18 protein-coding genes are annotated in these 18,188 nt (G+C 74.9%); 4 read left to right on the forward strand and 14 right to left on the reverse strand.

What is annotated here, in order from left to right; all coding sequences use genetic code 11:
- Window positions 1-26: 26 nt before the first annotated feature.
- Entirely contained in the window at window positions 27-578 is a 552-nt protein-coding gene (locus ABZ836_RS14780) for a type 1 glutamine amidotransferase domain-containing protein (RefSeq protein WP_361142148.1), read from the forward strand.
- A 116-nt stretch (window positions 579-694) separates the two neighbouring features.
- Here the strand turns inward: ABZ836_RS14780 and ABZ836_RS14785 are convergent, their stop codons facing one another.
- Entirely contained in the window at window positions 695-934 is a 240-nt protein-coding gene (locus tag ABZ836_RS14785) for a DUF6158 family protein (RefSeq protein ID WP_356135195.1), read from the reverse strand.
- Window positions 935-1,054: 120 nt separating this feature from the next.
- Here ABZ836_RS14785 and ABZ836_RS14790 point away from each other — a divergent pair, with 120 nt between their 5' ends.
- Complete coding sequence (locus ABZ836_RS14790) at window positions 1,055-2,176, forward strand: Vms1/Ankzf1 family peptidyl-tRNA hydrolase (RefSeq protein ID WP_356135193.1); 1,122 nt, start codon at window positions 1,055-1,057, stop codon at window positions 2,174-2,176.
- Window positions 2,177-2,221: 45 nt separating this feature from the next.
- On the opposite strand, the gene ABZ836_RS14795 is transcribed toward ABZ836_RS14790, so the two are convergent.
- Entirely contained in the window at window positions 2,222-3,841 is a 1,620-nt protein-coding gene (locus ABZ836_RS14795) for an ATP-binding cassette domain-containing protein (RefSeq protein ID WP_361142151.1), read from the reverse strand.
- Window positions 3,842-3,910: 69 nt separating this feature from the next.
- A complete protein-coding gene (locus tag ABZ836_RS14800; RefSeq protein WP_356135189.1) occupies window positions 3,911-4,567 on the reverse strand; it encodes a histidine phosphatase family protein in 657 nt (218 codons plus the stop codon).
- A gap of 235 nt (window positions 4,568-4,802) precedes the next feature.
- Here ABZ836_RS14800 and ABZ836_RS14805 point away from each other — a divergent pair, with 235 nt between their 5' ends.
- Together ABZ836_RS14805 and ABZ836_RS14810 are read left to right on the forward strand one after the other, a co-directional pair.
- Window positions 4,803-6,230 carry a phosphatase PAP2 family protein gene (locus tag ABZ836_RS14805; RefSeq protein WP_361142380.1) on the forward strand — a complete coding sequence of 476 codons (1,428 nt, stop codon included), beginning with the start codon at window positions 4,803-4,805 and terminating at the stop codon, window positions 6,228-6,230.
- Window positions 6,231-6,350: 120 nt separating this feature from the next.
- Window positions 6,351-7,172: a class I SAM-dependent methyltransferase gene (locus ABZ836_RS14810; protein ID WP_361142153.1), complete on the forward strand. Its 822-nt coding sequence runs from the start codon at window positions 6,351-6,353 to the stop codon at window positions 7,170-7,172.
- A gap of 48 nt (window positions 7,173-7,220) precedes the next feature.
- Here ABZ836_RS14810 and ABZ836_RS14815 read toward each other — a convergent pair whose 3' ends face one another.
- The 11 genes from ABZ836_RS14815 to ABZ836_RS14865 all read right to left on the reverse strand — a co-directional run bounded on the left by ABZ836_RS14815 (window position 7,221) and on the right by ABZ836_RS14865 (window position 18,186).
- Window positions 7,221-8,033: a GvpL/GvpF family gas vesicle protein gene (locus ABZ836_RS14815; protein ID WP_361142155.1), complete on the reverse strand. Its 813-nt coding sequence runs from the start codon at window positions 8,031-8,033 to the stop codon at window positions 7,221-7,223.
- Between the two features lie 146 nt (window positions 8,034-8,179).
- Complete coding sequence (locus ABZ836_RS14820; protein ID WP_361142157.1) at window positions 8,180-8,509, reverse strand: hypothetical protein; 330 nt, start codon at window positions 8,507-8,509, stop codon at window positions 8,180-8,182.
- Complete coding sequence (locus ABZ836_RS14825; RefSeq protein WP_356135181.1) at window positions 8,506-8,763, reverse strand: gas vesicle protein GvpG; 258 nt, start codon at window positions 8,761-8,763, stop codon at window positions 8,506-8,508. The genes ABZ836_RS14820 and ABZ836_RS14825 overlap by 4 nt, the downstream gene beginning before the upstream one ends.
- A 4-nt stretch (window positions 8,764-8,767) precedes the next feature.
- A complete protein-coding gene (locus ABZ836_RS14830; RefSeq protein WP_356135180.1) occupies window positions 8,768-9,544 on the reverse strand; it encodes a GvpL/GvpF family gas vesicle protein in 777 nt (258 codons plus the stop codon).
- Window positions 9,541-9,942, reverse strand: a complete 402-nt coding sequence (locus tag ABZ836_RS14835) for a gas vesicle structural protein GvpA (RefSeq protein WP_356135178.1) — start codon at window positions 9,940-9,942, stop codon at window positions 9,541-9,543. Before ABZ836_RS14835 ends, ABZ836_RS14830 begins: the two co-directional genes overlap by 4 nt.
- Before the next feature lie 102 nt (window positions 9,943-10,044).
- Entirely contained in the window at window positions 10,045-10,374 is a 330-nt protein-coding gene (locus ABZ836_RS14840; protein ID WP_356135176.1) for a gas vesicle protein, read from the reverse strand.
- 167 nt (window positions 10,375-10,541) lie between these two features.
- The gene (locus ABZ836_RS14845; RefSeq protein ID WP_361142160.1) at window positions 10,542-12,419 is read right to left on the reverse strand and encodes a transketolase; all 1,878 of its coding nucleotides are present in this window, start codon (window positions 12,417-12,419) and stop codon (window positions 10,542-10,544) included.
- A 129-nt stretch (window positions 12,420-12,548) separates the two neighbouring features.
- Entirely contained in the window at window positions 12,549-14,519 is a 1,971-nt protein-coding gene (locus tag ABZ836_RS14850; RefSeq protein WP_361142162.1) for a DUF5107 domain-containing protein, read from the reverse strand.
- A 48-nt stretch (window positions 14,520-14,567) separates the two neighbouring features.
- A complete protein-coding gene (locus ABZ836_RS14855; RefSeq protein ID WP_361142165.1) occupies window positions 14,568-15,173 on the reverse strand; it encodes a GNAT family protein in 606 nt (201 codons plus the stop codon).
- A gap of 80 nt (window positions 15,174-15,253) precedes the next feature.
- The gene (locus ABZ836_RS14860) at window positions 15,254-16,177 is read right to left on the reverse strand and encodes an LD-carboxypeptidase (RefSeq protein WP_356135168.1); all 924 of its coding nucleotides are present in this window, start codon (window positions 16,175-16,177) and stop codon (window positions 15,254-15,256) included.
- Between the two features lie 23 nt (window positions 16,178-16,200).
- Entirely contained in the window at window positions 16,201-18,186 is a 1,986-nt protein-coding gene (locus ABZ836_RS14865; RefSeq protein WP_361142168.1) for an LpqB family beta-propeller domain-containing protein, read from the reverse strand.
- Window positions 18,187-18,188: the final 2 nt, after the last annotated feature.

An 18,188-nucleotide genomic window follows, 5' to 3' on the forward strand; every position in this document is an offset into this window, starting at 1 on the left:
GGACACGAAAGGATGGGAAACCGACCATGCGCATCGCATTCCTGACCGCGCCCGAGGGCGTCGAGCAGGTGGAGCTCACCAAGCCCTGGGAGGCGGTGACCGACGCCGGGCACGAGGCCGTGCTGGTGTCGACGCAGAAGGGCGAGGTCCAGGGCTTCAACCACCTGGACAAGGCCGACACCTTCCCGGTCGACCGGACGGTGGACGAGGTCTCCGCCGGGGACTTCGACGGGCTGGTGCTGCCCGGCGGCGTCGCCAACCCGGACGCCCTGCGGACGGACGAGAAGGCCGTCCGGTTGGTGAAGGACTTCTTCGGCCGGGGCCTTCCGGTGGCGGCGATCTGCCACGCGCCGTGGACGCTGGTGGAGGCCGGCGTGGTCTCCGGCCGCGAGCTGACCTCCTGGCCGAGCCTGCGCACCGACATCGCCAACGCCGGCGGCACCTGGGTGGACGAGCAGGTCAAGGTCGACACCAACGGTCCCAACGTGCTGGTGACCAGCCGCAAGCCGGACGACCTCGACGCCTTCGACGAGGCGTTGCTGCGCGAGTTCGCGAAGGCCTCCGGCGGGCAGGACTGACCCCGGTCCGGTAGCGCGCGCGACGCGGAGAGGGGCGGGCCCGGTCGGGCCCGCCCCTCTCCGCGTTCCGGACCCTCCGCAGGCTCGGTGCCTTCCGGAGGGTTCGGCGGCGTCCCTCAGTCCGCGGGACGGCCCGGATCCCGTTCCCGCGCCCCCTCGCGGGTGCGCCCGGCGGAGACCGGCCGCCGCGGATGCCGCCGCAGGTACTCGCCCTCGAGCTGCGCCATCCGCTCGTTGTGGGTGCGCAGCGCGTCGCCGGATCCGTGCAGCAGCGTGTCGTGACGCGTGCGGTGAATGGTCTCGAGTTCCTTCATCAGCTGCTGGTCGTCCAGCCGGTCGGGTTCGACTCCTGCCATGGCGGCACCCCGTTCGTCGCGGTTCCTCGTGTTCCCTTTCCGGGGCACGGGTACCCGCCTGGGACACGGATCCGACGCAGGAAGACAGACAACCACCCGACCGACATCGGACGTGGAACCATGGATCTCGCATTTCTCCAGCCCTTGTACGAGCGCCGGGGCCCGTGGGCCTCGGTCTACGTGGACACCTCGCGCCACACCCAGGACACGCCGAAGGAACGGCGCCTCATGGCCCAGGCGGCCGCCCGCGAGCTGGCCTCGCAGGGCGCGGACGAGGCCACCTGTGAGGCGGTGCGGACGGCGGTCGACGAACTCCGGCACTCCACCGAGCCGCACGGCCGCGCCTTCTTCGCGCACGACGGCGGGGTGGTCCTCGACCCGTCGCTGACCCGTCCCCCGCAGCAGGAGCTCACCGCGGTGTGGGCGCCGCTCCCGCACGTCTCGCCCCTGCTGAACCTGCTGGGCGAGGACCCCACGTGCCTGGTGGTGTACGTGACCCGGGGAGGGGCCGACCTGGAGCTGCGCACCGCGCTGGGCAGTTCGGAGGCCGGCGAGGTGGTGGGCCGGCAGTGGCCGCTGCACCGGACCGCGTCGTCGGACTGGTCGGAGCGCCACTTCCAGCTCGCGGTGGAGAACACCTGGGGCCAGAACGCGGCCGAGATCGCCCGTGAGGTGACCGCCTGCAGGGAGGAGACCCGGGCCGACCTGGTGATCCTGGTGGGCGAGCAGCGGGACCGCCGCACGGTGCTGGAGCAGCTTCCGCCGCAGGTGCGCGAGTGCGCGGTGGAAGCGTCGCACGGCACCGGGAGCCGCCTGCTGGACGAGGAGGTGGAGGGCCTGCGCGCCACCCACTGGCGGCAGCGGGCGGAGGGCGACCTGGGCCGGTTCCTCGCGGCGCGCGGGCGGGACCGGCAGGGCGGCGCGGGCGCCGTCGAGGGGGTTCCGGCGCTGGTGGAGGCGGCGCGGGAGCACCGCATCGACGAGCTGCTGATCAACCTGGACGGGCCGGACGCGCACCGGCAGATCTGGATCGGCGAGGAGCCGGACCAGCTCGCCGTGCGCCGCTCGGACCTGCGGATCCTCGGTGAGCAGCACTCCTGGGCGGCGCGGGCGGACGACGCGCTGCTGCGGTCGGCGGTGGCGTCCGGAACCCCGGCGATCTCCGTGGAGCCGGCCCTGGAGGACGATTCCCCGGTGGTGGTCCCGGTGGGCGGCCTCGGCGCCCTGCTCCGCTGGGCCTGATCCCGGTGCGGGTCCCGCGGGCGTCACGCGGGACCCGCACGGGGGTCAGCGGGCCCGCTCGACGCGGCGTTCGTCCCAGACCGGCTCCGCGGTCTCCCGCACGCGGCCGTCGCTTCCGAAGACCAAGAAGCGGTCGAAGGCGCGGGCGAACCACCGGTCGTGGGTGACGGCCAGGACGGTGCCCTCGAACGCCTCGAGCCCTTCCTGCAGGGCCTCCGCCGACTCCAGGTCCAGGTTGTCCGTGGGCTCGTCGAGGAGCAGCGCCGTGACGCCCTGCAGTTCGAGCAGCAGGATCTGGAAGCGGGCCTGCTGCCCGCCGGAGAGGCGGTCGAAGGTCTGCTCGGCCTGCTTGGTCAGCTCGTAGCGCCGCAGCCGGGACATCGCGGCGCCCCGGTCCTGCGAGTGCTCGGTCCACAGGATGTCCAGCAGCGTCCTCCCCATCAGTTCGGGGTGCGCGTGGGTCTGCGCGAAGTGCCCGGGCACCACCCGCGCACCCAGTTTCCAGGCGCCGGTGTGGGCGACGTCCTCCCCGGCGAGCAGCCTCAGGAAGTGCGACTTCCCGGATCCGTTGGAACCGAGGACGGCGACCCGTTCGCCGTAGAAGACCTCCAGGTCGAAGGGCTTCATCAGGCCGGTGAGCTCCAGGCCCTGGCAGGTCAGGGCGCGCACGCCGGTGCGGCCGCCCTTGAGCCGCATGGTGATCTCCTGCTCGCGCGGCGGCTCCGGCGGCGGGCCGGCCTCCTCGAACTTGCGCAGCCGGGTCTGCGCGGCGGCGTAGCGGGAGGCCATGTCGGGGCTGACCGACGCGGCCTGCCGCAGGTTGATCACCAGCTTCTTGAGCTGGGCGTGCTTCTCGTCCCAGCGCCGGCGCAGCTCCTCGAAGCGGGCGAACCGCTCGCGACGCGCCTGGTGGTAGGTGGCGAAGCCGCCTCCGTGCACCCAGGCGTCGGCCCCGGCCGGCCCCGGCTCCACGCTCACGATCTTCTGCGCGGCGCGGGAGAGCAGTTCGCGGTCGTGGGAGACGAACAGCACGGTCTTGCGGGTCTCCGCGAGCCGTTCCTCGAGCCACCGCTTGCCCGGCACGTCCAGGTAGTTGTCCGGCTCGTCGAGCAGCAGCACCTCGTCGGTGCCGCGCAGCAGGGCCTCCAGGACGAGCCGTTTCTGCTCGCCCCCGGAGAGGGTGCGGACCTGCCGCCACTGGGCCTTGTCGTAGGGCACGCCGAGGGCCGCGGTCGTGCAGATGTCCCAGAGCGTCTCGGCCTCGTAGCCGCCGGCCTCGCCCCAGTCGGCGAGCGCCTGCGCGTACCGCATCTGCGCGGCCTCGTCGTCGTCCGTCATCATCGCCAGCTCGGCCTCGTCGACGGCCTGTGCGGCGGCCTTGACGCGGGGCGTGGAGACGGACGCCAGCAGGTCGCGCACGGTGGTCTCGTCGCGCACGGAGCCGACGAACTGGCGCATCACGCCCAGGCCGCCCTGCACGGTGACCGTGCCGCCGTGCGGCTTCAGCTCGCCCGAGATCAGCCGCAGCAGCGTCGTCTTGCCCGCGCCGTTGGGCCCGACGAGCGCGACGACGGCGCCCTCGCCCACCCGGAAGGAGACGTCGCCGAGCAGCGCTCGGCCGTCCGGCAGGTAGTACTCGAGGTGCGCGGCTTCCAGGTATCCCATGGCCAGGCATTGTCCGGGTGCGTCACCGGCCGGGGCAAACCGTTATCGCGGCGCGCTCGCCGCCGGACGTCACTCCACGGGACGGCCGGCGGGGCCGCTCTCCGAGCCGGGTCCGGGCGAGGACACCACCGCGCCCGCCCAGGACAGGGCCTTCCAGCCGTCCGCGAGGGAGCCCTCCAGGACCACCACGCCGGTGTTCTCCAGCGGGTGGTCGGCGGCGAAGTCCACGTCGACGTTGTCCGCGCGGGCGGCGGTCCAGGTGCGGATGGCGGCGCCGTGGCTGAAGAAGGCGACGGTGCCGGCGCCGGTGGCCTCGGCCTCCCGGACGACGGCGTCGTACCGTCCGAGCATCTCGACGCCGTTCTCGCCGCCGGGCATCCGCCGCTCCACCCGCCCGGCCGCCCAGGACAGCGCCGTCTCCATGTAGCGCAGGCCGCGCCCGGTGTACCCGGGCTCCCCCTCCAGCTCGCCGGCGGTGATCTCCCGCAGGCCGTCGCGCACCGGCGCCTCCAGGCCCAGTTTGCGGGCCAGCGGCCGGGCGGTGAGCTGGGTCCGCCGCATGGTGGAGGCGAACAGGGCGTCGATGTCCTCGCCGTGCAGCGCGTCCGGAAGGGCCTCGGCCTGCCGCTCCCCCAGCTCGGTCAGCGCGGGTCCGGGGACACGGGTGTCCAGCACGTCGCGCGCGTTGGACGGGGTCTGCCCGTGGCGGATGAGCAGCAGACGCATCCGGGTTCCTTCCGCTCGGGGCGCTCCGGGAGCCGTGTACCGCCGGGTTCCCTTCTCGGGGGTCCCGTGCACCTTTTTCCGGCGTTTCCCCGGCGTTCCCCCGGCGCGTGCGGCGTGGCTGCCGCGGGAAGCCTCCGTGGGCGGGTACTCGTCGGGAATGACGCGTGACGTGAACACGGGCGGGGGCGCGGGCGCGCCCGGAGGCTGCGGGACGGCCAGGGGGGTGCTGCGGCGCATGCTGGACGTGGACAGGGATGTGTTCGAGGCGGTGGCGACGAGGCACTGGCCGGGCGCGGACAAGGTGCTGCCGAAACTGAGCAGGGCAGCGAACCACGGGGTGCTGTGGTTCGCGGTGGCCGGGGCGATAGCCGCCTCGCGCACCCCGCGGGCCCGCCGGGCAGCCCTGCGCGGGGTCGGTTCGCTGGCCCTGGCCTCGGCCACCATCAACACCGTCGGCAAGTGGTCGGTGCGCCGGGCGCGGCCGGTGCTGGACGTGGTGCCACTGATGCGGCGGCTGGAGAAGCAGCCGCACACCACCTCGTTCCCCTCCGGGCACTCGGCCTCGGCGGCGGCCTTCGCGGCCGGCGTGGCCCTGGAGTCCCCCGGCTGGGGCGCCGTGGTGGCCCCGCTGGCGGGCGCGGTGGCCCTCTCGCGGGTCTACACCGGGGTGCACTACCCCAGTGACGTGCTGGCCGGCGCGGCGCTGGGCGTGGGCGCCGCCTGCACGGCGCGGGCCCTGGTGCCCACCCGCGACCAGGGGAAGCCGCCCGCCCGGCCGCGTGCCGAGGCTCCGGCGCTCACCCACGGCGCGGGCCTGATCATGGTGGTGAACAACGCCTCCGGCAGCTCCGACCGGGCGCTCGCCGTCCGGGACGCGCTGCCGCTGGCGAAGGTCGTCCAGTGCGAGCCGGAGGCCGTGGAGGAGGAACTGGAGCGGGCCGCCTCGCTGGCCGAGGTGCTGGGCGTCTGCGGCGGCGACGGCACGGTCAACACGGCGGCCCGGATCGCCCTGCGCCACGACCTGCCGCTGGCCGTGCTGCCCGGCGGGACGCTCAACCACTTCGCCTACGACCTCGGGGTGGAGGACGTCCGCGCCCTCGCCCGGGCGCTGGAGCGCGGCGACGCGGTCAAGGTCGACGTGGGCATGTTCAGCACCGAGCGGCAGAGCGGCATCTTCCTGAACACCTGCAGCCTGGGGATCTACCCCGAGCTGGTGCGGGAGCGGGAGGTGTGGGCGGGCCGGATCGGGGGCTGGCCGGCCGGGTTGGTGGCGGCGGTGCGGGTGCTGCGCGCCGACCGGCACCCCCTGGTGGCGCACTTCCAGGGCCGCACCCACCCGCTGTGGCTGCTGTTCGCGGGCAACGGCACGTACCACCGGCTGGGCGTGATGTCCGGCCGCCGGATGGACCTGGCCGACGGGCAGCTCGACGTCCGGGTGGTGCACGGCGGCCGGCGGCCCGCGCTGCGGCTGCTCTCGGCCGCCCTGGCGGGTCCGCTGACCCGCTCCCCCGCGCACGCCGCCGTCCAGGTGCCGCACCTGCGCATCGACCGCGTCTCCTCGGGCACGCTGCTGGCCTACGACGGCGAGGTCACCCCGGTCGAGGGCGCGGTGACGCTGCGGAAGCTGCCGCTCGCCCTGACGGTCTACCGTCCGCTCACCTGAACCGGGCCGGCCCGGCCCTACCGACCACGCGCGACCGCATCCTGATACGGGGGTCTCAGGATGCGGTCGCGCGGGATAACGTGGCGCCCGTCGGCAGCCGGACGGCTCGAGGGGCGCAGCATGGGCAGGGTTCAGGAGACCGCGGTCTACACGCACGGGCACGGTGAGGCGGTGCTCCGCTCGCACCGCTGGCGCACGGCCGCCAACTCGGCGGCCCACCTGGTGGGTTCGCTCACCCCGGGGATGCTGGTGCTGGACGTCGGGTGCGGGCCGGGCACGATCACGGCGGACCTGGCGGAGCTGGTGCCGCGGGGCGGGGTGGTCGGGCTGGAGCGCGCCGCGGGGGTGCTGGAGGACGCCCGCGCGGAGGCCGCGCGGCGTGGTCTGGCAAATGTCACGTTCACGGTCGGCGACGTGCACGCGCTGCCCTACCCGGACGGCGTCTTCGACGTGGTCCACGCCCATCAGGTGCTCCAGCACGTGGGCGACCCGGTGGCCGCGCTGCGGGAGATGCGGCGGGTGACCCGGCCCGGCGGCCTGGTGGCGGCCCGGGACTCGGACTACGGGGCGATGAGCTGGACGCCGGCCTCGGCGGAGCTCCACACGTGGCGGGAGGTCTACCGGCGGACGGCCCGCGCCAACGGCGGGGACCCCGACGCGGGGCGCCGTCTGGCGGGCTGGGCGGCCGAGGCGGGGTTCGAGGAGGTCACCGCCTCGTCCTCCGCGTGGGTGTACACGAGTGCGGAGGACCGTGCCTGGTGGGGCGCCCTGTGGGCGGACCGCACCCTGGCACCGGCCTACGCGGACCGGGTGCGGGAGCTGGCACCGGCCGACGCGGACGGGCTGTCCGCGATCTCCGCGGCGTGGCGCGCGTGGGGCACGGGCCCGGACGGGCGGTTCACGGTCCCGCACGGGGAGATCCTGTGCCGCCGCACCGCCTGAGCGGCGGCGGGCCTCACGGGAGCCGCGGCACCTGCCGGGCGCGGGTCGTCACCGGCCTCCGCCCCCGTCGAGGGAGGCGAAGGAGTACGGCGCCCAGGGGCCGGTGAGGTGTACCCGTACGCCCTCGGGCGGGGTCTCGCGGGCCCTGTCGACCGTCTCGACGAACTCCCCGGACTGCCGGCGCGGCACCAGGTAGGCGGCGTCGAGGAGGTTGCGCCCCCAGGCGTTCTCCTCCTCCTCGGTGACCCGCAGGGTGCGGGGCGGGCGCAGCCGGGAGTCCTCGGCTCCGGCCCGTAGCTCCTCGTGCAGACGGGCGGCGAACCGTCCCGCCGCCTCGGCCGCCCGCCCGTGCCCCTCGGGCCGCCCGTGCCCCTCGGGCCGCCCGTGCCCCTCGGGCCGCCCGTGCCCCTCGGGCCGCCCGTGCCCCTCGGGCCGCTCGCGCCGCTCGCCCTGTTCGCGCTGTTCGCCCTGGAGGTAGACCCGCACGCTCCATTCGACGCGGCCGGCCAGCCGGTCCAGGACGGCGCGGATCTCCGCGGCGTGGGTCTCCAGCAGGACGCGCACGGCACTGTCGTCGGGCAGCACGGTGGCGAACCGCAGCGGCAGCGGGGTGGTGACGGTGGTGAGGGCGTCGATCACCTGCTCGTGGGCCCGTGCCGTGGCGGTGAGCCAGGCGGGGTCCTCCATCCGGACCCGCAGCCCTGCCTCGTCGAACTCCTCGGCGGGCACGGTGCTCACCACGGCGACCAGGCCCTGGTGGTGCACGGCCGTGGGCGGGGAGCCGGCCACACCGGCCAGCTGGGCCTGCAGCGCCGCCTCGAACGGGCGGCAGACCGCGTAGACGTACCGCAGTCCGCTCATCTTCTCTCCTGGTCGGCGGGGGTGGGCGGGCCCGGCCGGGGGCCGGCGGGGGTCCGTACCCCAACCCTGCCCGAGCCCGGGCCGCCGCTCCAGTTCCCCCGCCCGGGAGGTCACTCCCGGGCGGCGTCCGGCGGCGGCCCACGGGCTCAGGCGGGCTCGATCTCCTGACGGTCCCCGCGGGTGCCGAGGTCCTCGTCGTGGTCCGCCGCGCGGTCCTCGTCGTGGTCCTCGTCCGCCGACCCGTCGCGGGTGAACATCCTGCGGACCGTCGAGTCCTCCCACCAGGCCGTGGCGGCACCGGCGGTCCGGACGCCCTCGATCAGCAGCCGCCGCCCCTGGTCGGCCAGGTAGGCGCGGGGCTCGTCCCGGCCGACCAGCACGATGGCGACGGCGACCACCAGGGGCAGGGTCCGGGTGCGTCCCACGACGTACCCGGCGGTGGCGGCGAGGCCGATCTCCCAGCGGGTGGCGTTCATCCTGTGCCACCTCCGCCCTGCTGCACGCCGGCGGCGGCCTCGAGCCGGTCGAGCAGTTCGTCCTCGCGCCGGTCGAACTCCTCCTCGTCGATCTCGCCTGATTCCAACTGCTCCTCCAGACTCGCCAGTTCGGCGCGGATGGTGGCGGGGTCGTAGTAGATGCGCTCGGCCTCGCGCATCACCTGGCGGATCACCCAGGCGCTGCCGCGGACCGGTGCGAGCGGCAGCAGCAGCACCTCGGAGAGGAGTCCCACGGCGTCACTCCACGGCCGTGCCGGCGATCTGGCCGGCGCCGTCCGGCGCGTGGTCGGCCGGACCGGGCTCCACGAAGCTGTAGGGCGGCAGCGGCCCGTTGACGCGGAGCTGCACGTGCGGGTTCTGCTCGCGGAACCGCTCCACCGCGCCGAGGAACTCGTCGGCGGTGGCGGTGTCCACCAGGAACGACAGGTTGGTGATCCAGCCCGTGGACTCGGCGCCGGTGGCCACCGCGGCGGCCGTCGGCTCCAGGGCCTGCTGGAGCGCCGCGGCGTCCACGCCCTCGCGGGCCTGCACGGCGGCCACCACGCGCTCGCCGAGCCGCAGCTTGTCGTCGTGGCTGCCGCCGCCGGACTGGCGGTTCGCCTCGGCCAGGGCCCGCAGGTCGGCGTCCTCGGCCATCACCACGTGGAGCACGGCCTGCTCGTCGTGGTTGGCCTTGACGTTGTACTCCGCCCTGCCGTCCAGGGCGCGCAGCCGCTCCGCGTAGTGCCCGGCGCGCTCCGAGAGGACGGAGAGGACCGCGTCGTCGTCGGGGGCGACGTTGCCGAACCGCATCGGCAGCACGCAGCCGCCGGCGCCGGCCTCGGCGAGGATCGTCTGGTGGGCGAGCAGGTCGCGGCGCTTGGGCCGCAGGTCCTCGGGCGCGTCGCCGGCGATCGCGACGAGGTCGCCCTCCTTCAGCAGCCGCACCGGGTTCGGCGGGTCGCCGACGCCGCCCATGCCCTCCGGGAGCGACGGGTGGGACGCCGAGGCGATCCCGTAGACGTAGGTGCTCACTCCTTCTCCTCCTTACGGCGGGCGGACGCCGGTTCCTTGCGCTCCTCGCGTCCCTGGCGGAAGGCGTCGGAGATCGACTCGGCGGCGCCGGAGAGCGCGCCCTTGGTCTTGCCGCGGGCACCGGACTCGGTCATGTCGCCGACCAGGTCGGGCAGCCCCGGGTTCTTGCGCGGGCCGGATTCCAGGTCGAGGCGGTTGCACGCCTCGGCAAAACGCAGGTACGTGTCCACGCTCGCGACGACGACACGTACGTCGATCTTCAGGATCTCGATGCCGACCAGGGAGACGCGGACGAACGCGTCGATCACGAGGCCCCGGTCGAGGACGAGTTCGAGAACGTCGTAGAGGCCGCTGCTGCCGCCTCCACCACCACTCTGCTGTGCCGGTACAACCGTCACGGGTGCTCCTCACTGTGTTCGGGCATGGCCGACCCGCTCATGGCGGGCTCCTGCCCTGTCACGGGAAGTCGGGCGGAACGTCCACAGCCGTGGACCGCCGGGTCAGCGGCGGTTGCTGTCCGAACGTCCGCGTTCGTAGCGCCGGATGCGCTTGTAGCCGGTGAGCATGCCCTCCGGGTCGAGTTCGATCCGGTAGGTCGCCAGGAGGCTCATCGTGTCGGGGACGCGCTCGAGTTCGAGCACCTCCACCTCCAGCGACCAGCCGTCCTCCGTCCTTTCGAAGGACGACACCGACTCGGCGGCCATCCCCGTCAGCTCCTCGAGCTGGGCCCGTGCCTCACGCAGTACCTCGGTGGGGCGCGGACGGCGCTGATCCGGTTCCTTCTTCTCGGTGTTGTCGGTTTCCGTCTTCTGCTTCGGTGTGTTCGTCATGGCCACCTCTGTGAGTGCGGATGACCGGTGACCCTGACGGCAAACCTCCCGATGCACACCGACCGGCCGGGTCTGCGCGACTCCCGTGACGGGACGGGGGACGGCTCTTCACAAGCCGTCCCCCGGGAGCGGGTTGAGGACCCCGGTGGCGAGGACCGGGGCCGGTCTCAGCCGGGGATGCCCTGCTCGGTCAGCAGCCGGGCGGAGGCGACGATCGAGCGCGCGTCGACACCGGCCTCGCGCAGCTGCTCGTCGGGGCTCGCTGAACCCGGCATGGAGCGCACGCCGAGGCGCACCAGCCGGGGCGGCGGGGAGCCGTCCCCGAAGGCCGAGGCGACCGCGTCGCCGATGCCGCCCTCCTCGTGGTGGTCCTCCACGGTCAGCAGGCACCCCGTCTCGTCCGCGGCCCGGCGCAGGGTCTCCTCGTCCACGGGCTTCACCGAGTACAGGTCGATCACCCGCACGGCGATCCCGGCGCCCGCCAGTTCGTCGGCGGCCCGCAGCGCCTCGTGCACGGTGATGCCGGCCGCGACGACGGTGAGCCGGTCGTCCGGCGAGGAGCGCAGCACCTTGCTGCCGCCGACCGGGAACTCCTCGTCGGGCCCGTAGAGCACGGCGCCCTTGCCGCGCGAGGTGCGCAGGTAGCGGATGCCCGTCAGGTCGGCCATGGCGGCGACCAGCCGGGCGGTCTGGTTGGCGTCGCACGGGTACAGCACGGTCGAGTCGTGCACCGCCCGGAACATCGCCAGGTCCTCCAGCCCCATCTGGGAGGGGCCGTCCTGGCCGATGGCGACGCCGGCGTGCGAGCCGACCAGGTTGATGCCGGAGCCGCTGACCGCGGCCATCCGCACGAAGTCGTACGCCCGGCTCAGGAAGGCCGCGAACGACGAGGCGTACGGGACCCAGCCGCGGGCGGCGAGGCCGACCGCGGAGGCCACCATCTGCTGCTCGGCGATGTAGCACTCGAAGAACCGGTCCGGGTGCTCCTTGGCGAAGGCCTCGGCCCGTGTGGAGTCGCTGACCTCGCCGTCCAGGGCGACCACGTCGCCCCGGGCGGTGCCGAGGGCGGCGAGGGCCGCTCCGTAGGCGTCCCGGGTGGCCACCTCCTCGCCCTTGTCCCAGCGCGGCAGCTCGGGCGCTGCGGTGTGCGCGGCGGGGCGGGCGGGGGCGTCCCACGGCGCGCCGACGCGGACGCTCAGGTCGCGTTCGCCGCCCAGTTCGGCGACGGCCGCCTCGGCGTCCTTCAGCGGCTTGCCGTGCAGGCCCTCCTTGTCCTCGGCGGCCCGGACGCCCCGGCCCTTGAGGGTGCGGGCCAGCACCACCGCGGGCTGGCCGACGGTGGAGCTCGCCTCGCCCAGCGCCCGCTCGATCGCCTCCACGTCGTGCCCGTCCACCTCGACGGTGTGCCAGCCGAAGGCCTTGAACCGGCGCGCGTAGGCGTCCAGGTCGTGGCCGTGGCGGGTTTCGCCGCGCTGGCCCAGCCGGTTGACGTCGACGATCACGGTGAGGTTGTCCAGGTGGTCGAAGGACGCCTGTTCGGCGGCCTCCCAGACGGAGCCCTCGGCGAGCTCGCTGTCGCCGCACAGCACCCACACCCGGTAGGGGGCCTTCTCCAGCCGCTTGCCGGAGAGGGCGATGCCCACGCCGACCGGCAGGCCCTGGCCGAGGGAGCCGGTGGCGGTCTCCACCCAGGGCAGGCGGCGGGGCGTGGGGTGGCCCTCCAGGCGGCTGCCGTGCTCGCGGAAGGTCAGCAGCTCCTGGTCGTCGATGGCGCCGGCGGCCTTGTACGCCGCGTAGAGCAGCGGCGAGGCGTGCCCCTTGGAGAGCACGAACCGGTCGTTGCCGGGGTGGCCGGGGTTGGCGAAGTCGTAGCGCAGGTGGCGGGCGAGCAGGACGGCCATCAGGTCGGCCGCGGACATCGAGGAGGTCGGGTGGCCCGACCCGGCGGCCGCGGCGGCGCGCACGCTGTCCACGCGCAGCTGTTGTCCCAGCTCGGCGAGGCGGGCGAGTTCTGCGGGATCGGGAGCTCGGTCGTCGGTGTGCATGAATCCCCTCGGGTCGGGCGTTCCGCGTGACCCAGTCCGCGTCCCCCCGCCCCCGGGACCGAAACGACCGGGCCACCGACGACCCTGCCCCGGCACGGCTGCCGACGGCCGGGGCGGCCGCGGTCGGGGCTACTCCGGAGGGCGCATCCGGAAGTCGTAGGGGGCGGGCAGCGGCTCGTCGGTGCAGGCGGCCCACAGGAGGCTGATCGTCTCCGAGCCCTCCCGCAGGTCGGCGACCTCGAACCGTTCCTCGAAGACGGCGCGGGCGGCCTCCTTCCGGCCCTCGGCGAGGAGCAGCTCCACCTCCAGCAGCCGGAACCGTCCGCGCTGCCGTGCCGCCGCGGGGAGCCGCTCCCACACCTGACGGGCGGCGGCCGCCCGGCCCACCCCGAGCAGCGCCTCGATCGCCTCCCGGCCGAGGGCGGCGAGGGCGGTCTCCCAGCGGCCCGGGGTCCCGCTCTCCCCGGCCGTGCGGCAGAGGGCGTCGAACGCCTCGGCGTACCGGTCCGCGGCCCGCTCGGGGTGGTCCTCCTCCTGGTCGGCGACCGCCGTGCAGCGCAGGAACGCCCAGTGCCCCGGCTCCAGCTTCAGGCCCCGCTCCCAGCTGCGGACCGCCTGGGCGCGGTCGCCGGCGTGCCACTGGGCGAGGCCCAGGTGGTACTCGGCGGTGGCGGTGGCGGCCGCGGTCTCCAGCATGTCCCGCCAGTGCGGCGCGACCAGCGTGGTGTGCGGGGGTCCCGCCTGCGGGTCCTCCTCGGGCAGCGCGCCGTGCCGCAGCAGCTCCAGCCAGGGCCGTTGCTCCTCCCCCAGCGTCTCGGGGCCGAACGGGGTGCCGGGCAGCGGGAAGCCTCCGCGCGTCACCTCCAGCGCGCCCCAGCCGGAGCCGGTGGCCAGCCGCTCGCCCGGCTCCGTGTCGGCGCTCGGCGCCCACGCGGCATAGGCGGCCTCGACCCGGGCGCGGGGCAGCGCCGCCTCCAGGCGTTCCTCCGCGGCTCCGAGGGCCGCCGTCCAGTCGTCGCCGTCCGCCGCGGCCGGATCGACCTCCAGGGGGCCGTAGGCCTCCAGCCAGGAGACCTCGCTCCCGGCGTCCAGCTTGACGTGCTCCAGCTGGGTGCGGGCGAGCCCGGCCTGGATCTCGCAGTAGCCGCCGGTGCCGGGCTCGGTCAGCCACTCCTGCCAGCGCCGCCCGCCGGGGCCGCTGCCCCAGACGAACAGCTTGCGGCCGCGGAGCACGTCGGTGGACGTCTGCACCAGGCCCGCCCCCGTGTCGTCGAGGGCGGCGATCCACCGGCGGCGCCCGTCCGGGACGTCGTAGAAGTAGTCGGCCGGGTGGACGCTCCCGAGCGGCCGGGTCAGGTCCACGCCCTCGTGGGCCGGCACGCCCACCCGCCGCAGCCTGCGGTGGTAGCCGAAGTGCCAGGCCGACGCGGCGGGCGCGAGCACCCGGCGCTCCTCGGGCACCGCGATGTTCGACCACCAGTAGGCGGGCACGGGACGCTCGTGCGGGTTGCGGATCCGCACGCCCACGTACAGGAAGTCGGAGCCGTCCGGCAGCCACAGGTCCACCTGGAACGGCAGGTCCCGCAGGCGTTCCCACTCCCACAGCCGGAGCATCACGCCGCCGTCCGGGGCGGTCACCCGGGCGGCGTGCACCGGGGAGCAGGAGAGCGCGGTGTGCCCCGTCGCGCCGATGTTCCACTCGACGCCGCCGGAGTACCAGGCGCCGTTCAGCGCGAAGCAGGCGGGCTGGAACACCGGGTTCACGTAGAGCAGTTCGCGCCCGCTCGGCTTGTGCGTGAGCGAGGCGATCCGTCCGCCGAGGCCCGGCAGCACGGTCGCCCGCAGCCGGTCGTTCTCCACCACGATCGCGTCCACCGGCCGGGGCGCGCGGCGCCGGTCGTAGCCGTCGCGGACGCGCTCGGGGAGCAGCCCGGTGAGCGGGGCGTACCCCATCTGCCGGGCCATGTCGCGCGGCAGGCCCTCGCGGTCCCGCTCGTCGACCTGGTGGACCTCGTCCAGCGGCTTCAGCGGCGGCAGGGGGTTGTCGGGGCCCAACTCGGCGGCGGGCAGCGTCAGCACCTCACGGCGGATGGTCGTCACCCGACCATGGAAGCGGCCGGACGGCGTTCGCGCCAGAGGTCCGTCGGGTCAGGTCGGTCGGGTCGGGTTCCGTCGGGTCGGGCCCGTCGGGTCGGTTCCGTCGGGCCGGCGCGGGACCATCTCCGCGGTGACCGCCCAGCGTTCGTGGTCGCGCCAGGCCCCGTCGACGAACAGCATGCGCGGGGAGAGGCCCTCCCTGGCGAACCCGGCGCGGCGGGCGAGCGCGAGGGAACGGGCGTTGTCCGGCTGGACGTTGATCTCCAGCCGGTGCAGGTTCAGCGGCGGCGCGAACGCGTACCGGACGAGGGCGTCCAGCGCCTCGGTCATCAGTCCGCGGCCGGCGGCGTGCGCGAACGCGCCGTACCCGAGGGCGCCGCTGCGGAAGGCGCCGTGGACGATGTTGTTGATGTTCACGTAGCCGGCGACGGCACCGCCGTCGGTCCGGTCGCAGATCAGGAAGCCCTCCTTGTCGGGGCTCTCGATGAGGCGCTTCGCGTACGCCCGGTACGTGGCGGGGGTGTCCGGCGGGAACAGCCACGGGTGGTGCAGTTCCCGGCTCTCGCGCGCCCGGGCGGTGAACTCCGCCTCGTCGGCGAGCGTGAAGTGCCGCAACCCGATCCTGTCCGTCCTGGCCAGGTAGGACCTCTCATCCATGAAGATCACCTTACCGGCGCGCCCCGCCGGCGGCCCGCCCCGCCGGGCCGGTTCGGGCCGGGGCGGCGCGGGCCGGGCTGCTACAGGAGGGCGGGGGTGTCGAGGGTGAGGGTGCGGGCGGCGGTGTCGAGTTCGGCGGCGACGCCGAAGGGGATGGTGAGGGCGCCGGGGTCGTGGCCGAAGCCGAACTCCTCGGCGACCGGGACCCCGAGTCCTCCCAGCCGGTCGGTGAAGAGTTCCCGCAGCCCCTCGTAGGGCCCGCACTTGTGCCAGGAGCCGAGCACGACGCCGGCGACCCCGTCGAGCCACCCGGCCCGCAGGAGCTGGGTGAGGATCCGGTCGAGCCGGTACCGCTCCTCGTCGACGTCCTCGAGCATCAGCAGTCCGCCCCGCGCCCCGGGCCGCGCGTGCGGGGTGCCCAGGTCCGCGGCGAGCAGGCTGACGCAGCCGCCGAGGGTGACGCCCCTGGCCCGCCCCGGGACGAGGGCGCCGCCCGAGCCCTGGATCACCCGCGTCGACTCCGGCTCGAACAGCGTGGCGCGCAGGTGCTCCCTGGCCTGCTCGTTCTTCAGGAAGTCGATCGCCCCGGCCATCGGTCCGTGCAGGGTGACCAGGCCCATGCGGGTCGCGAACGCCTCGTGGAGCGCGGTGATGTCGCTGAACCCGACGAACACCTTGGGTCCGGCCGCGCGCAGGGCGGACCAGTCGAGGAGGTCGACCATCCGCTGGACGCCGTACCCGCCGCGGGCGCAGATCACCGCGTCCACCGCGGGGTCGCACCAGGCGGCCTGGAGGTCGGCGGCGCGGTCGGCGTCGGTGGCGGCCAGGTATTCGAACCGCGGGTCGCGGCCGAGCACATGGGGCATCACCACCGGGTCCAGGCCCCAGCCGCGCAGCAACGACAGCCCGGCCTCGACCCGTTCCTCGGGCACCGGGCCGCTGGGCGCCACGACGGCCACCCGGGCACCCGGCGCCAGCCGCTCGGGCCTGGTCAGCTCCCGCACGGACCTCTCCCCCGCTTCCTGAGTCACTTCCGGAGTTCCAGCACCGGAACACCCGGCGCCTCGAAGCCGAACACCTGGGCGTAGAGGGAGAGTTCGGCCTCCAGTGCCCGGATCATGGTGTCCGCGCGCCGGAAACCGTGGCCTTCGCCCTCGAAGGCGAGGTAGGCGTGCGGCACGCCCCGGCCGGAGGCCCGGACGCCCTCGAGGAACCGCTCGCTCGCCGCGGGCGGGCAGATCGGGTCCTCCAGCCCCTGGAGCAGCAGGAACGGCACCTCGATCCGCTCCGGGCTCTCGCTCGGCGAGCGTTCCCGGTACCGCTCGGGCACCTCGGCCAGCGGCCCGACCAGCGACTCCAGGTAGCGGGACTCGAAGTCGTGGGTCTCCCCGGAGGCGAAGGCGGTCAGGTCGAGCACCGGGTAGATGATGGTGCCGCAGGCGTAGACGTCGGTGAAGGCCAGCGAGGCCGCGGTCGTCCAGCCGCCGGCGCTGCCGCCGCGCACCGCCAGGCGGCCGCGGTCGGCGATGCCCTCGTCGGCCAGGGCGAGGGCGACGGCCGCGCAGTCCTCGACGTCGACCACGCCCCACTGCTCGCGCAGCCGGTTGCGGTAGGCGCGGCCGTAGCCGGTGGAGCCGCCGTAGTTGACCTCGACGACGCCGATGCCGCGCGAGGTGAAGTAGGCGATCTCCAGGTCGAGGACCATCGGCACCCGGCTGGTGGGCCCGCCGTGCGCCCAGATCACGTAGGGCGGCAGCTCGCCGTCCGGGCCGGTCGCCTCGGGGTGGTGCGGCGGGTACACGTGGGCGTGCACCTCCCGGCCGTCGGCGGCGGTGAAGACCCGCGCCTCGGGTTCCGGCAGGTAGGCCGGGTCGACGGTGTCCCGGTGGGCGGAGCCGATCACCCGGGCGCTGCCCAGGCGGGTGTCGAGTTCGACCACCTCGACGGAGCGCCTGGGGCCGGCGCCGACCGAGACGACCCGGTCGCCGTGGACGGCCAGCGCGCCGGCGAACTCGGTCCAGGGGCCGGCGGCGTCCACCACCTCGCAGCTCTCGAGGTCGAGGACGCCGAGCTTCTGGGCGCCGAGCCCGTGCAGGACGGCGACCAGGCCGCAGTCGAGCGGCGCGAACCAGCGGCTGCCGGGCGTCCACAGCGGGCCGCCGAACTCCTCCTCGCGGGGGCAGAGCGGCTCGCCGTCCCGGTAGAGGTTCCACCAGCCGTCGCGGTCGCTGCTCCAGATCAGGCGGCCGTCGCCGGTCCACTCGACCTGGGCGACGGACTCCTCCGGGCCGCCGGCCAGGGTGCGCGGCGTGCCGAGGACGCCGTCGCCGGTGATGTCGGCGACCAGCAGTTCGGTGCCGTCCCACGGCATCCGCGGGTGGTCCCAGGCGATCCAGGCGGCCCGGGTGCCGTCCGGGGAGACCCGGGCGCCGGTGACGAAGTGGTGGTCGGGGCGGGAGAGTTCCCGCAGGGCGGCGCGGTCCTCGGCGGCGCTGCCGTCCAGCGGCACGGCCACGTGCAGCCGGCGCAGGTCGGAGGGGCCGTCGCCGGTGAACTCCTCCAGCACGCACCACACCTCGGCCCGGCCGTCCCGGCCGTCGCGCACCTCGGGCTCGGCCCAGCGCAGGCCGCCGCCGACCGCGGAGACCGGCGTGAGCGGCTGCGGCTCGCCACCGGTCTCCGGCTCGTAGCGGTAGAGCCGCTGGTCCGCGAAGTTCACGAAGACGATCACCGGCCGGCCGTCGCGGACCGTGCCGGTCCACGGGCGGCCGCCGTACTCCATGACCCGGCTGCGCACGTTCCACGGCGGGGGCAGCACCGATTCCTCGGCGCCGTCGGCGCGGCGGCGCACCAGGGCGCGGCGGCCCTGTTCGGCGGGCCGCGGCTCGGTCCACCAGACCTCGTCACCGACGAAGCCCGGGTACTGCGGGGCGCCGTCGTGGTCGGCGGCGAGCGCCGCCCCGATCGGCGAGGGCCACGTCCCGTAGGCCAGTTTCCGCACCTTGTCCCCCATCT

This window comes from Streptomyces sp. NPDC047130 (genome assembly GCF_040643475.1).
GTDB lineage: Bacteria > Actinomycetota > Actinomycetes > Streptomycetales > Streptomycetaceae > Streptomyces.